We start from the raw sequence: 11876 nt of genomic DNA on the forward strand, positions 1-11876 counted from the left end.
AACAGTCGGCAACGAATCCGCATCGTGCGATTGGAAGGGCGACCGCGGGAAGCACATCCTTTAAAAAACCGCATTGCCGCCCTGGCTGTTTCGGCCATCGAACATTACGCCCTGATTATCGGTAGTAGATTCATCGAAGTACAGGAACCGCTGGAAGGTGCAATTCCTATTTATAAACGTCTCGACTTCAACGAAGACGCTGAAGGTCGACTTGTCAAAACAGTGGAGAGCCTAGTATCGTGAAAACTGTTCAATTAATGACCGATAACGGAGGAAATATGCACGGAGTCATCAGAAATCCCCGTATAAGAAAACGTTCCTCCGCTCAGGAAAACAAGCCTGTTAAAGTAGAACTGACGGCCAGTCAGCGGCGCCTTTTACAGGTCCTTGCGACGGGGGTCGAAGGTGAACCTGACGTGCTCGCCGGGCGACCATAACTTCGGCGAAAAAAAACCGCTTCAATGAGCGGTTTTTCATTTCTTGCCCGGAATCACCCAAACAACCAATACCCCAACAACATCAACACCACCACCGCCAGCACCGGTCGCAACACGCGGTAAGCCTTGGGGTTGCGACGCTTCCACTGCTTGACCACACCACTGACCTTGTCGCTGGAATTCTTGCTCCAGGCATAGGCCTTGTTGATCCCGCCAACCCGCTCATCGTCGAGGTTTTGCGACGCTGTGGCGCGACCGAGCAAGCCGCTGATCCAGCGGTTGAGGCGAGTCATCAGTCGGTTGCTCAGCGGACGTTCGATGTCGCAGAACAAAATGACCCGAGTCTTCTCGGTTTCGTTCTTGACCCAGTGCACGTAGGTTTCATCGAACATCACATCTTCACCGTCACGCCAGGCGTAAACCTGACCGTCGACGAAAATGCGGCAATCATCGGAGTTCGGAGTCGACAGCCCCAAGTGATAGCGTAGGGAACCGGCAAACGGATCGCGGTGCGGGTTGAGATGACTGCCACCGGGCAGCAACGCGAACATGGCGCCTTTGACGTTGGGAATGCTGCTGACGAGCGCCACGGTTTTCGGGCACAGCGCTTCGGCGGATGGCAGGGGTTTGTCGTACCACTTGAGGTAGAAACGCTTCCAGCCCTTCTTGAAGAATGAGCCAAACCCGGCGTCGTTGTTCTTTTCGGCAGCGCGAATGTAGCCCTCGTCGAACAGGTGCATCGCTTCGTCGCGGATGACTTCCCAGTTGTCCTTGAGCACGTCCAGTTCGGGGAATTTGCTGCGGTCCAGATAAGGCCTGGAGGGCACGCTGGAGAACAGGTACATCAAGGCGTTATAAGGCGCGAACAGCGCGGAGTGGTTGACGAACTGACGCAGGACCGGCAAACGCGCCTTGCCGCGCAAATGCACATAAAGAGTACTGCCCACGAACAGCAGCAACAGCGACGCCTTCGCGGCAAAGGAAAAGGTCATCAACAACTCCTTGAGAAAAAACAACTCTGCACAACGCCATTTACCCGACGTGGCCGCCGGCCATGATAAACATTACCGGCTTCGGGAAAAACCCGCATAACTCAACATTCAGTGTTAAGAATTGTGCAATAAAGCACTTCTTAACATACCTCTCCTGAACAGGGGCTGACCCGAATCAACCCCCACTCCACGATCAAAAAATCGTCGTCTACTGCTGATTCTCCTGTTCGGTAAACAGATCACTGAACAGCATGCTCGACAGGTAGCGTTCGCCAGAATCGGGCAGGATCACCACGATCGTCTTGCCCTGCATTTCCGGGGTTTCCGCCAGGCGTACAGCCACAGCCATGGCAGCACCACAAGAGATACCGCACAAAATGCCTTCTTCCTGCATCAAGCGCAGGGCCATGGCCTTGGATTCATCGTCGGTCACCAGTTCGACACGGTCCACAATCGACAGGTCCAGGTTCTTCGGTACAAAACCGGCGCCGATCCCCTGAATCTTGTGCGGGCTCGGTTTGATTTCTTCACCGGCCAGCTTCTGTGTAATCACCGGCGAAACCAGCGGTTCAACCGCCACGGAAAGAATCGGTTTGCCCTGGGTATTCTTGATATACCGCGAAACTCCGGTAATGGTTCCACCCGTTCCAACCCCTGCCACCAGCACATCGACCGCGCCGTCGGTGTCGTTCCAGATTTCCGGACCGGTGGTTTTCTCGTGGATGGCCGGGTTGGCCGGGTTCTCGAACTGCGCCGGCATGAAGTAGAGGGACGGGGCGCTGGCGACGATCTCCGCAGCCTTTTCGATCGCGCCCTTCATGCCTTTGGCCGGCTCGGTCAGCACCAGTTCGGCGCCCAGCGCCTTGAGCACTTTGCGACGCTCAATGCTCATGGACGCCGGCATGGTCAACATCAGCTTGTAGCCCCGTGCAGCGGCAACGAACGCCAGACCAATGCCGGTATTGCCGGAAGTGGGCTCGACGATGGTCATGCCAGGCTTGAGTTTGCCGGTGCTTTCGGCGTCCCAGATCATGTTCGCTCCGATCCGGCACTTGACCGAATAACCGGGATTGCGCCCCTCGATCTTGGCCAGGATGGTCACGCCGCGCGGAGCGATGCGGTTGATCTGCACCAGCGGCGTATTGCCGATGGAATGGGCGTTGTCAGCAAAAATACGGCTCATGGCTGGGTCCTTATGCAGCGTTGAATTAGCCCTTCACGGTATGCCTGTTGCCCGTGGTCGTCCAGTCGGGTCGAACGTCCGCTGACCACCGCAGTCAATGGTCTTACATCGCCAGAGATTTTCCATCATGAAACGTCGATACAGCTGGCCCCTGTGGACCCTCGTCGGCCTCGTTGTGCTACTGATTACCTTGCATGTTGCCCTGCCCTACATGGTGCGTGACTACCTGAACGACAAGCTCGCCGACATGGGCGACTACCGTGGACAGATCACCGACGTAGACCTGGCTCTGTGGCGAGGTGCCTACAAAATCAACGGGCTGAAAATCGTCAAGGTCGATGGCAAGGTCCCGGTGCCCTTCGTCAATGCGCCGTTGATCGACCTTTCTGTCAGCTGGCATTCGCTCTTGTACGACCACGCGGTGGTGGCCAAGGTGCAGTTCTTCAACCCTGAGGTGAACTTCGTCGACGGCGGCGCCAACAAGCAAAACTCGCAAACCGGTCAGGGTACCGACTGGCGTGCGCAATTGAGCAAACTGGCGCCGATCACCTTCGACGAAATACGAATCTTCGACGGCAAGATCAGCTTTCGAAACTTCAATTCCAAGCCCCCCGTCAACATGAATGCGACCCAGGTCAACGCCAGCATTTACAACCTGACCAACGTCGCCGACAAAGACGGCAAGCGCGACGCACGCTTCGAAGGTAAAGCGCTGTTGCTGGACCACGCGCCACTGGAAACCACCGCAACTTTCGACCCGCTGAGTAACTTTGAGGACTTCGAGTTCCGCCTGCGGGCCAGGAACATCCAGCTCAAGCGCATGAACGACTTCGCCTCGGCCTATGGCAAGTTCGATTTCAATGCCGGTCACGGCGATGTGGTGATTGAAGCGCAAGCGAAAAAGGCCAAATTGACCGGCTACATCAAACCGCTGTTAAAGGACGTCGACGTGTTTAATTGGCAGCAGGATGTGGAAAACAAGGATAAAGGGATTTTCCGCTCCATTTGGGAAGCCATCGTCGGTGGAACCGAAAACGTGCTGAAAAACCAGGGCAAGAATCAGTTTGCGACGCGCGTGGAACTGAGCGGAAATGTGCATCGACAAGATATCAGCGCGTTCCAGGCGTTTTTGCAGATATTGCGTAACGGTTTCGTTCAAGCCTTCAATGCCCGATATGAGCGGTCGAAGCCAGATAACAGTTAAGGTCTGCGCGTAACGGTATAGCGGCCGGTTTCTTCGGCCGCACGCGTCGGGTTTGATTGCTGCTGCAAAGAATCCCAGCCCAGACAGGCCAGGGCCAATGATCGGGGCACGGCTTCACGACCACTGCTGTAGCGGGTGATGCTGCGAGCGCTGACCCCCAACGCTTCGGCCGCCTGATTGAGCGGCAATCCGGTACGCGCACGCCAGTCGATGAAGATCCGGGTGTTTTCATCCGCTGCGTTCTGCGCGAGCGCGTCCAGATACACAGTGTCTGCGCCGATCTGGATATCCTGCTCAGACCACTCGACACTCCAGCCATCATCGCCCAGGGTTGCACCGTCGAAAGCACCCGCCTCCAGCAATGGTTGCAATCCTGGATAGGTACGCAGGTCACGGCTCAAATCGAGCGTCAGTTGCTGACCGTCGATAAATGTCAGCGCCAAACGGTAATCCGGCAAGGCCTGCACGGCAGACAACCGTGGTCGTTTCATGGGTAACATCGTTTCCAGTCCTCCAGCAATTGCACCTGATGGGCCCTGACCCAATTTCAGCTTCTTTGATGAGAGACTGTGGGAGCTCGCTCGCGATGGTGGCAAAGATAACGCGGGGTGTCTGAATCAACGAGGCGCCCGATCGTTCATCGCGAGCAAGCTCGCTCCTACAGTCACATCCAGCCCGCCACCGGTCAGGTGGCGGTGGGTGATCCTTCTCGCGCAACTGAATACGGTACGTATCGCGAAATCGATATTTAGTAGACATGCTCCGCAAGCTATCGCCAAAATGGCGATAGCTCAATACTGGCCAGCAGCCGAAACCGAGTCAAGATGTGACGCCCCATTCAGAGACTGAATAAGCCGTCTGCGTTCACAGTCGACCGGGCAGCGCGTTATAGTCGGGTACTACAATTATTGCGCCCCGCCCTGCCCCGTCAGGTCGGCGTTACCGTTCGAGGATTAGCAGATGAAGTTCGAAGGCACCCAGGCCTACGTCGCCACCGATGACCTGAAGCTGGCGGTCAACGCCGCCATCACCCTGGAGCGTCCGCTGCTGGTCAAGGGCGAGCCAGGCACCGGCAAGACCATGCTGGCCGAGCAGCTGGCGGGGTCCTTCGGCGCCAAGCTGATCACCTGGCACATCAAGTCCACCACCAAGGCGCATCAGGGCCTGTACGAGTACGACGCGGTCAGCCGCCTGCGCGATTCGCAGCTGGGCACGGAAAAGGTCCACGACGTTCGTAATTACCTGAAAAAGGGCAAGCTCTGGGAGGCTTTCGAGTCTGAAGAGCGGGTGATTCTGCTGATCGATGAAATCGACAAGGCCGACATCGAGTTCCCGAACGACCTGCTGCAAGAACTCGACAAGATGGAGTTCTACGTTTACGAGATCGACGAGACCATCAAGGCCAAAAAGCGCCCGATCATCATCATTACCTCCAACAACGAAAAAGAACTGCCGGACGCCTTCCTGCGCCGTTGCTTCTTCCACTACATCGCCTTCCCGGATCGCGTCACGATGCAGCGGATCGTCGACGTGCACTACCCGGACATCAAGAAGGACCTGGTCAGCGAAGCGCTGGACGTGTTCTTCGACGTGCGCAAGGTGCCGGGCCTGAAGAAAAAGCCATCGACCTCCGAACTGGTGGACTGGCTGAAGCTGCTGATGGCCGACAACATCGGCGAGGCCGTGCTGCGCGAACGCGATCCGACCAAGGCGATTCCGCCGCTGGCCGGTGCTTTGGTCAAGAACGAACAGGACGTGCAATTGCTTGAACGTCTGGCGTTCATGAGCCGTCGCGGCACCCGCTAAGAGGCTGATGCCATGCTGCTCAACCTGTTCAATGAAATGCGCGCAGCCAAGGTGCCGGTCTCGGTGCGCGAGCTGCTGGACCTGATCAACGCGCTGAAACAGCGCGTGACCTTCGCCGACATGGACGAGTTCTATTACCTGTCCCGGACGATCCTGGTGAAGGACGAAAAGCATTTCGACAAGTTCGACCGGGCCTTCGGTGCTTACTTCAATGGCCTGGAAAAACTCGACGATCACCTTCAGGCCTTGATTCCCGAAGACTGGTTGCGCAAGGAGTTCGAGCGCTCGCTGACCGATGAAGAGCGCGCAGCGATCCAGTCCCTTGGCGGCCTGGACAAGTTGATCGAGGAGTTCAAGAAACGCCTCGAAGAACAGAAAGAACGCCACGCCGGCGGCAACAAGTGGATCGGCACCGGCGGCACCAGCCCGTTCGGCTCCGGCGGCTTCAACCCGGAAGGCATTCGGGTCGGAGATGCCGGCAAGCGGCAGGGCAAGGCGGCCAAGGTCTGGGATCAGCGCGAGTACAAAAACCTCGACGATTCAGTGGAACTGGGCACGCGCAACATCAAGATTGCCCTGCGCCGGCTGCGTAAATTTGCTCGTCAGGGTGCGGCGGAAGAGCTCGACATCGATGGCACCATCGATCACACAGCTAAAGATGCCGGGTTGCTGAACATCCAGATGCGGCCGGAGCGGCGCAACACCGTCAAGCTGTTGCTGCTGTTCGACATCGGCGGCTCGATGGATGCCCACGTGAAGATCTGTGAAGAGTTGTTCTCGGCCTGCAAGACCGAGTTCAAGCATCTTGAGTACTTCTACTTCCACAACTTCATTTACGAGTCAGTGTGGAAAAACAACATGCGCCGCACCTCCGAGCGCACCTCGACCCAGGACTTGCTGCACAAGTACGGCGCCGACTACAAAGTGATCTTCATCGGTGACGCCGCCATGGCGCCCTATGAAATCACCCAGGCCGGCGGCAGTGTCGAGCACTGGAACGAAGAAGCCGGGTACGTGTGGATGCAGCGGTTCAAGGAGAAGTACAAGAAGCTCATCTGGATTAACCCGTATCCGAAAGATACCTGGGGTTATACGTCTTCGACCAATATCGTTCGGGATTTGATTGATGATCAGATGTACCCGCTGACACTGCGGGGGTTGGAGGAAGGGATGAGGTTTCTTTCCAAGTAGAGCGCGGACCTTGTGGCGAGGGGGCTTGCCCCCGTTGGGTTGCGAAGCAGCCCCAAAATCTGCAACCGCAGTGTTTCAGAAATACCGCATGCACTGGTTTTGCGACTGCTGCGCAGTCGAACGGGGCGATGCGGCGTTCCGACAAGCCCCCTCGCCACAATTAAAAGCGCTTTAAATATTCGACCTGTTGCCAATGCGCAACCTCCTGCACCACCGGCCGCAACCGCACCGTCGCCCCCGGCAGACACTGCGCCAGCCGCGCCAGCGCCAACGGCGTCAACGCCCCCAATCGCGGATACCCGCCAATGGTCTGCCGATCATTGAGCAGCACAATCGGCTGCCCGTCCGGCGGAACCTGAACCGCGCCCAGCGGAATACCTTCGGAAATCATCGGTTTGCCCTGGTACTGCAACGCCGTGCCCAACAGGCGAATGCCCATCCGGTCGGCGCGGCTGTCGAGGGTCCATACACTATTGAACGCATCGAACAGACTCTGGCCGCTGAACTCACCGATCTGCGCGCCGATCACCAGGTCCAATGGTGAGTCGAGCTTGAAATCCGGCACCTGCTCAAACGGCAACTCACGCACCAGCAGCGGCGCATCAGCGGAGTAACTCAACGATCCGCCTTTGGCCAACGCCCGGCCCATGCCGTCCAGCCCCCCCAGTTCCTCACGCACCACCGTCGCGCTGCTGCCCAGCACCTTTGGCGCATCGAACCCGCCCGGTGCCGCGAGATAAGCCCGCGCCCCCTGCAGCGGCTGAGTGAACTGCAAACGCTGACCTTTGCGTAGTTTGAAACTGCGCCACGGCGCCAGTGCCTGACCGTCCAGTTGCGCGCCAACGTCCGCCCCGGCCAGTGCCAACAGGCAATCGTCCTCGGCCACCACGGTAAATCCGCCGAGGGTGATTTCAATCACCGGCGCATCCAGCCCATTGCCCAGCAGCCAGTTGGCCCATGACATCGATCGCCAATCCAGTGCGCCACCCTGAGTGACCCCCAGATGCCGCACGCCAAACCGGCCAGCGTCCTGCAACAGGCACAGCGGTGTACTCGCTTCAATCAATAGACGGCTCATGCCTGCGCCTCCAATGGCGTGTCGTCGCCGCCCAGGTTGATGAACTCGGCATGGCTGACCGCTTCAAAACGCACGGTGTCGCCCGGTTGCATCAGGCTGTAGCCGTCGCGTTCGCGATCGAACAGTTTGGCCGGGGTGCGGCCGATCAGGTTCCAGCCACCGGGGGACACCACCGGATAAGCAGCGGTTTGCCGTTCAGCGATCCCCACACTGCCGGCCGCGACTTTTTTGCGCGGCGTATTCAGGCGCGGCGCGGCGAGGACTTCTTCCACCAACCCCATAAAGGCAAAACCCGGCGCGAAGCCCAAGGCGAACACCTGATACTCACGCTCACTGTGGCGGCGGATCACCTCCTCCACTGCCAACCCGCTGCGCTGAGACAACAGGCTCAACTCCGGACCAACGCTCAAGTCATACCAGACCGGTAGCACGTGACATTTGCCGCCGGTGCGGGTGTTGGGCGACAGATCGACCAGTGCTTCGCCGATCAATTCCCGCGCTTGCGCCGGGCTCAACGCACTCAGTTCGTAATGCACCATCAACGTCGTATACGACGGCACCAGATCGATCAAATTCGCCCCAAACGCAGCACGCAGATTTTCGCTGGCCGCGAGCATCCACGGCATGTTGGCTTCGGCAATCTCATCGAACAGCCGCACCATCAGGCAATCCAGCGCCACCACTTCCACCCGCGGTTTCATGGTGCGCTCTGCTGATCAAGGGCTTCGCGAATCCGCCGTACCGCGGCCACCGAACTGGCGTTGTCGCCGTGTACGCACAGGGTGTTGGCCTGCAAGTGCAAGGCGCTGCCGTCGCTGGCGGTGAGGGTGTCGCCACGGGCGATGGTCAGCGCCTGTTCGATGATTTTTTCCGGGTCGTGATGCACCGCGCCCGGCAGTTGTCGCGAGACCAGCATGCCGGCGCTGTCGTAGGCGCGATCGGCGAAGGCTTCGAACCACAGCGTCACGCCGTACTCATCACCCAATCGCTGCGCGGCGCTGTTGTCGCGGGTCGCCATCAGCATCAACGGCAAGGTCTTGTCATAAGAGGCCACGGCTTGCAGGACGGCGCGCAATTGCGCCGGGTTGGCCATCATGTCGTTGTACATCGCGCCGTGAGGTTTGACGTAGCTGACACGCCCGCCCTGCGCCCGGCAAAGACCGTCGAGAGCGCCGATCTGGTAATGCAGAATGTCTTGAAGTTCCTGGGCGGTATAGGCCATGGAACGACGGCCGAACCCTACCAGATCCTGATAGGCCGGGTGCGCGCCGATCTGCACGCCATTGCTCAGCGCCAGGCTGACGGTCTTGCGCATGATGCTCGGGTCGCCGGCGTGAAAGCCGCAGGCGATGTTGGCGCAGTCGATGAAGGGCATGACCTCGGCATCCAGACCCATGGTCCAGTTGCCAAAACTCTCGCCGATGTCGCAGTTCAATAGCAGGCGGCTCACGGTGAACACTCCTGTAGTTTTATTCTTTTTTACCTGTCGGGCTTATGTCCGCAGATTATCAGTTACTCGGCTTCGAGTTGCTTGCCACGGGTTTCCGGCAAACTCAACGCCGCAAGAATCACCACCCCGTAGGACACCGCCGCAAACGCCCCAATGCCTACACTCAAAGGCACCTTCTGGCTCATCAAGCCGATCAACAGCGGGAACAACGCCGCCAGCGCCCGGCCGATGTTGTAGCAAAAGCCCTGGCCCGAGCCGCGAATCCGCGTGGGAAACAGCTCGGTCAAAAATGCACCCATGCCGCTGAAGATCCCGGAGGCGAAGAAGCCCAAAGGAAAGCCCAGCCACAGCATCACGCCATTACTGACCGGCAGTTGGGTGTAAAGCAGCACGATGGTGAACGAGCCGACCGCGAACAGGATGAAATTCTTCTTGCGCCCGAGGATGTCAGTCAAATACGCGCTGATGACGTAACCGACGTAGGAACCGACGATCACCATCGCAAGATAACCGCCCGTGCCGAGTACGCTCAAACCGCGCTCGTTGTTCAGAAAAGTCGGTAGCCAGGACGTGATTGCGTAGTAACCGCCCAGTGCGCCGGTGGTCAGCACCGAAGCGCGAAGCGTGGTGAAGAGGATGCCGGGCGCGAAAATCTCGTAGAACTTCGCCGGGTTGCTTGGCTCCTGTTTGGCTTTGGCTTCGCGGTAGATTTCCGGGTCCTTGACCAGGCGGCGGACAAAAATCACGAAAATCGCCGGCACGATGCCCAGGATGAACAGTGCCCGCCACGCGTCTTCCGGCGGCAGTACAGAGAACAGCAGCGCATACAGAATCGCCGTCAGCCCCCAACCCAGCGCCCAACCCGATTGCACCATGCCCACCGCTTTGCCGCGGTCCTTGGCGCGAATCACTTCACCCATCAGCACCGCGCCGGCGGTCCATTCACCGCCGAAACCGAAGCCCATCAAGGTGCGGCTGATCAGCAGTTGTTCGTAGTTTTGCGCGAAGCCGCAAAGGAAGGTGAAGAAGGCGAACCATAGCACCGTCAGTTGCAAGGTGCGCACGCGACCGATACGGTCGGACAGAATCCCCGCCACCCAACCGCCGATGGCCGAGGCGATCAAGGTGCTGGTGTGAATCAGCCCGGCTTCACCGGTGGTGATGCCCCACATCGCAATCAGGGTCGGCACCACGAAGCTGAGCATCTGGGTGTCCATGCCGTCCAGGCCGTAGCCGATCTTGCAACTCCAGAACGTGCGGCGTTCCTGCTGATTGATGTTGCGGTACCAGTCGAAAGGTCCCGGACGAGCCGTAGGTTTCGGGATGGCGGTTGTGTCGGGTGCACTCATGGCAAATCTCCGTGCAAATTTTATTGGTATTGTTCTGAGCCCCGACGACGCCTATCGTGGGAACCGGATGGCCTGATTTTTGGGCGCCCGGCCCTGTTGCGTCCAACTAATAAAAACCCGCCTTAGGCATAAGAAAAACTTAACGCCATGAACCTGAAGTTTCTCGAGACCTTCGTCTGGGTCGCCCGACTCAAGAGTTTTCGCCTGACCGCGGACAAGCTGTTCACCACCCAGGCGTCGATTTCCAGCCGCATCGCCGTGCTCGAAGGCGAGCTCGGGGTGAAGCTGTTCCTGCGTGATTCGCGCGGCGTGAGCCTGACGCCCGAAGGCTTGAAAGTGCTCGAATACGCCGAGCAAATGATGGACACCATGCAGTCGCTCAAACAGTCGATCGAGACCCGCTCAAGCAAGGTGGGACGGGTGCGGATCGGCGTCATGGACACGGTGATTCATACCTGGCTGAGCCCGTTGGTAGCGCAGATGACGGATCACTATCCGCTGGTGGAAATCGAGCTGGTGGCCGATACCTCGCTCAACCTCTGCGATCAGCTGCAAAAAGGCTTCCTCGACCTGATCCTGCAAACCGATCTGCTACGCCAGGAAAGCGTGCGCAGCCTGGAGCTGGCCAGTCACCCGATGGGCTGGATCGCGGCCAGCAACTCGATCTACAACCGCGAGTATTCCGGCGTGGCCGATCTGGCGCGGGAGCGGATCATTACCTACTCGAAAAACTCACATCCGCACCAGGAAGTGCTCGCGCTGATGCAGGCCAATGGCGTCATGACGCCGCGGCTGAACTGCGTGAACTCGGTGTCGGCGATTACCCGATTGCTGCGGGACGGTTTCGGCATTGGCGCGTTGCCACCGGTGCTGGTAGCCGAGGAACTGGCGCGGGGGGAACTGACCTTGCTGGCCATCGATCAGCGCCCGCCTGATTTGCAGGTGGTGGTGTCGTGGCGAACCGGGGTGGAATGGGTCGAGGAGATTGTGGCGTTGTGTCAGCAAGTGCTGGTGGGGTATGCGCGTAAGGTGGGTGAGCGCTACATCGTTCTGGCTGACTGACCAGATCCTGTGGCGAGGGAGCTTGCTCCCGCTGGGCTGCAAAGCAGCCCCAAAACGGAACTCTCAGTGCGTCAGGAAAATCGCGGCTACCGGATTTACGACTGCTTCGCAGCCGAGCGGGAGC

At 58.7% G+C, this 11876-nt stretch carries 11 protein-coding genes and 2 pseudogenes; 4 read left to right on the plus strand and 9 right to left on the minus strand.

The window, feature by feature from the left end; all coding sequences use genetic code 11:
- Positions 1-490 precede the first annotated feature (490 nt).
- Both ACA066_RS21475 and cysK read right to left on the minus strand, forming a co-directional pair.
- On the minus strand, positions 491-1429 hold the full coding sequence (locus tag ACA066_RS21475) for an aspartyl/asparaginyl beta-hydroxylase domain-containing protein (protein ID WP_497696537.1): 939 nt from the start codon (positions 1427-1429) through the stop codon (positions 491-493).
- Positions 1430-1637: 208 nt separating this feature from the next.
- Positions 1638-2612, minus strand: a complete 975-nt coding sequence (cysK, locus tag ACA066_RS21480; RefSeq protein ID WP_497696538.1) for a cysteine synthase A — start codon at positions 2610-2612, stop codon at positions 1638-1640.
- A gap of 127 nt (positions 2613-2739) precedes the next feature.
- On the opposite strand from cysK, the gene ACA066_RS21485 reads away from it, so the two are divergent.
- Positions 2740-3816, plus strand: coding sequence for an AsmA family protein (locus tag ACA066_RS21485; RefSeq protein WP_497696539.1), 1077 nt, complete (start codon positions 2740-2742; stop codon positions 3814-3816).
- On the opposite strand, the gene ACA066_RS21490 is transcribed toward ACA066_RS21485, so the two are convergent.
- From ACA066_RS21490 to ACA066_RS21500, 3 genes and pseudogenes are all read right to left on the minus strand, one after another.
- Positions 3813-4316, minus strand: a complete 504-nt coding sequence (locus ACA066_RS21490) for a DUF2442 domain-containing protein (RefSeq protein WP_497696540.1) — start codon at positions 4314-4316, stop codon at positions 3813-3815. The two genes, ACA066_RS21485 and ACA066_RS21490, sit on opposite strands and share 4 nt — an antisense overlap.
- A pseudogene (locus tag ACA066_RS21495) lies at positions 4304-4383 on the minus strand (DUF4160 domain-containing protein); the annotation flags it as partial. The pseudogene ACA066_RS21495 and the gene ACA066_RS21490, both read right to left, overlap by 13 nt.
- Before the next feature lie 123 nt (positions 4384-4506).
- Positions 4507-4611, minus strand: a pseudogene (locus ACA066_RS21500) (DUF4160 domain-containing protein); the annotation flags it as partial.
- Positions 4612-4776: 165 nt separating this feature from the next.
- On the opposite strand from ACA066_RS21500, the gene ACA066_RS21505 reads away from it, so the two are divergent.
- Positions 4777-5622, plus strand: coding sequence for an AAA family ATPase (locus ACA066_RS21505; protein ID WP_497696541.1), 846 nt, complete (start codon positions 4777-4779; stop codon positions 5620-5622).
- 12 nt (positions 5623-5634) lie between these two features.
- Complete coding sequence (locus tag ACA066_RS21510; protein ID WP_497696542.1) at positions 5635-6813, plus strand: vWA domain-containing protein; 1179 nt, start codon at positions 5635-5637, stop codon at positions 6811-6813.
- Positions 6814-6973: 160 nt separating this feature from the next.
- Here ACA066_RS21510 and ACA066_RS21515 read toward each other — a convergent pair whose 3' ends face one another.
- The 4 genes from ACA066_RS21515 to ACA066_RS21530 form a co-directional block, all read right to left on the minus strand.
- Entirely contained in the window at positions 6974-7891 is a 918-nt protein-coding gene (locus ACA066_RS21515; protein WP_497696543.1) for a 5-oxoprolinase subunit C family protein, read from the minus strand.
- On the minus strand, positions 7888-8592 hold the full coding sequence (locus ACA066_RS21520) for a 5-oxoprolinase subunit B family protein (RefSeq protein ID WP_497696544.1): 705 nt from the start codon (positions 8590-8592) through the stop codon (positions 7888-7890). Before ACA066_RS21520 ends, ACA066_RS21515 begins: the two co-directional genes overlap by 4 nt.
- Positions 8589-9341, minus strand: a complete 753-nt coding sequence (locus tag ACA066_RS21525; RefSeq protein WP_497696545.1) for a 5-oxoprolinase subunit PxpA — start codon at positions 9339-9341, stop codon at positions 8589-8591. The genes ACA066_RS21520 and ACA066_RS21525 overlap by 4 nt, the downstream gene beginning before the upstream one ends.
- A 62-nt stretch (positions 9342-9403) precedes the next feature.
- Complete coding sequence (locus tag ACA066_RS21530) at positions 9404-10690, minus strand: MFS transporter (RefSeq protein ID WP_497696546.1); 1287 nt, start codon at positions 10688-10690, stop codon at positions 9404-9406.
- A gap of 147 nt (positions 10691-10837) precedes the next feature.
- On the opposite strand from ACA066_RS21530, the gene ACA066_RS21535 reads away from it, so the two are divergent.
- Complete coding sequence (locus tag ACA066_RS21535) at positions 10838-11752, plus strand: LysR family transcriptional regulator (protein ID WP_497696547.1); 915 nt, start codon at positions 10838-10840, stop codon at positions 11750-11752.
- The last annotated feature ends 124 nt before the right edge of the window (positions 11753-11876 follow it).

This window comes from Pseudomonas sp. LBUM1651 (genome assembly GCF_059716135.1).

What these genes read in the sequence shown, in the direction of transcription:
- ACA066_RS21475 (WP_497696537.1), bottom strand. Translation starts at nt 1,429, where the DNA reads ATGACCTTTTCCTTTGCCGCGAAGGCGTCGCTGTTGCTGCTGTTCGTG.
- cysK (WP_497696538.1), bottom strand. Translation starts at nt 2,612, where the DNA reads ATGAGCCGTATTTTTGCTGACAACGCCCATTCCATCGGCAATACGCCG.
- ACA066_RS21485 (WP_497696539.1), top strand. Translation starts at nt 2,740, where the DNA reads ATGAAACGTCGATACAGCTGGCCCCTGTGGACCCTCGTCGGCCTCGTT.
- ACA066_RS21490 (WP_497696540.1), bottom strand. Translation starts at nt 4,316, where the DNA reads ATGTTACCCATGAAACGACCACGGTTGTCTGCCGTGCAGGCCTTGCCG.
- ACA066_RS21505 (WP_497696541.1), top strand. Translation starts at nt 4,777, where the DNA reads ATGAAGTTCGAAGGCACCCAGGCCTACGTCGCCACCGATGACCTGAAG.
- ACA066_RS21510 (WP_497696542.1), top strand. Translation starts at nt 5,635, where the DNA reads ATGCTGCTCAACCTGTTCAATGAAATGCGCGCAGCCAAGGTGCCGGTC.
- ACA066_RS21515 (WP_497696543.1), bottom strand. Translation starts at nt 7,891, where the DNA reads ATGAGCCGTCTATTGATTGAAGCGAGTACACCGCTGTGCCTGTTGCAG.
- ACA066_RS21520 (WP_497696544.1), bottom strand. Translation starts at nt 8,592, where the DNA reads ATGAAACCGCGGGTGGAAGTGGTGGCGCTGGATTGCCTGATGGTGCGG.
- ACA066_RS21530 (WP_497696546.1), bottom strand. Translation starts at nt 10,690, where the DNA reads ATGAGTGCACCCGACACAACCGCCATCCCGAAACCTACGGCTCGTCCG.
- ACA066_RS21535 (WP_497696547.1), top strand. Translation starts at nt 10,838, where the DNA reads ATGAACCTGAAGTTTCTCGAGACCTTCGTCTGGGTCGCCCGACTCAAG.